This is a genomic window from Rheinheimera baltica DSM 14885 (assembly GCF_000425345.1).
In the GTDB taxonomy this organism is placed as follows: Bacteria; Pseudomonadota; Gammaproteobacteria; order Enterobacterales; family Alteromonadaceae; genus Alishewanella; species Alishewanella baltica.
Genome location: NZ_AUDG01000133.1, coordinates 1 through 1,151, shown reverse-complemented (window position 1 = coordinate 1,151; position 1,151 = coordinate 1). Strand labels below are relative to the sequence as shown.

The 1,151-nt window shown below is 41.4% G+C and carries 2 protein-coding genes; both read right to left on the bottom strand.

Translation table 11 applies throughout. The annotated features are described in order from the left end of the window. Positions 1 to 140: 140 nt before the first annotated feature. Positions 141 to 695: a hypothetical protein gene (locus H595_RS23650; RefSeq protein ID WP_027672671.1), complete on the bottom strand. Its 555-nt coding sequence runs from the start codon at positions 693 to 695 to the stop codon at positions 141 to 143. Between the two features lie 195 nt (positions 696 to 890). After that, entirely contained in the window at positions 891 to 1,028 is a 138-nt protein-coding gene (locus H595_RS24220) for a hypothetical protein (protein ID WP_019676112.1), read from the bottom strand. Positions 1,029 to 1,151: the final 123 nt, after the last annotated feature.

Below are 1,151 nucleotides of genomic sequence, written 5' to 3'. Positions count from 1 at the left end.
GCTATATTCTACAACCCTCTGATCACTGAGTATCTTAGCCATTTTTTGCCTACCTCATCGTTTTGATAGGCGTCTACTTTATTGGGGGAGGTTTCTCGCAGGGGCCGCAGGCCCCGAATGACGCGGTTTGTTAGGCTAAACTACTGCGGCTGCGCTTTGATAACTCGAAAAACTAATGGCTTTATACATACGTGAGAAAACCACGAAATGCCTGCTATCACCAATATACCTATAAGCGGAATTATTGCTCCAGAAAAAACTATTGAGCCAAATACATATCCAAAAATACACTCCGCTTTGTATATAGGCAGAAACAAACCGACTACTAACAGACCTAAAGACAAGTACATTGCAACGTTCCCGTAGCCAAAAATAACACTGAGTGACTGGACAAGGCTCAAGACCAGCATGCAAAAAAAACCAATAAGTACGAATCGTAAAATCTTTGCCCTCACTGGCGCGTCACTAGGTTGAAGAGCTAGACGCTTCTCTATCCGCACTGTTGAAAGCCAAGCTAAGAATGGGAGGATTAATAATCCCCACCAGTTTGATATTGAAGGATAATCAGAATGGTGCATCAAGTGATGGCTCACTATTCCACCATTCAAATGCTCCCACAACAGAAATCCAACTACGAATAATATGGTAATTGCAATCACGTAGTATTTTAATTTTTTGAACTGCTTGTCAGTCATGTTTATTCTCGGAGTACGATGGTCGAAATATTTAGCCTAACGCTCAAATTTAGCGCGGAAAGCCGCGCAGCGGGTTGACGTCGCAGCCAGCGCTTTTTGCTGGCGATAATATTTTTTTGTTATGTTCACTTGCTATTTGAAATGCACCCATGCAAAAAGCTTTAAAAAAATACAATTAGTTAATCCAGCAAAAGCCTATCCTGAAAAGGTTTGGCTGACTAACTTTGAAAAATTTTCTTTCTGGTAATCTTCCATTGATGCGTAAAATGCAACACACCCAAGTACTAAAACCAAAGCAGTGTATGCAGCTGTTTTTCTTAAATTTTTACTCATATGTAACTCCTTGATTATGATTTGAGGTGAACAATCGTGGTAGAACGACCCATTACTGAGCCGCCCCCACACAGATCCGGACGTGCGGAATTACCGCATCCGGCTCTTCAGTTATATATTCAC

Bases quoted from the DNA above. Each gene is read 5' to 3' on its own strand.
- H595_RS24220 (WP_019676112.1), bottom strand. From the start codon at position 1,028: ATGAGTAAAAATTTAAGAAAAACAGCTGCATACACTGCTTTGGTTTTA.
- H595_RS23650 (WP_027672671.1), bottom strand. From the start codon at position 695: ATGACTGACAAGCAGTTCAAAAAATTAAAATACTACGTGATTGCAATT.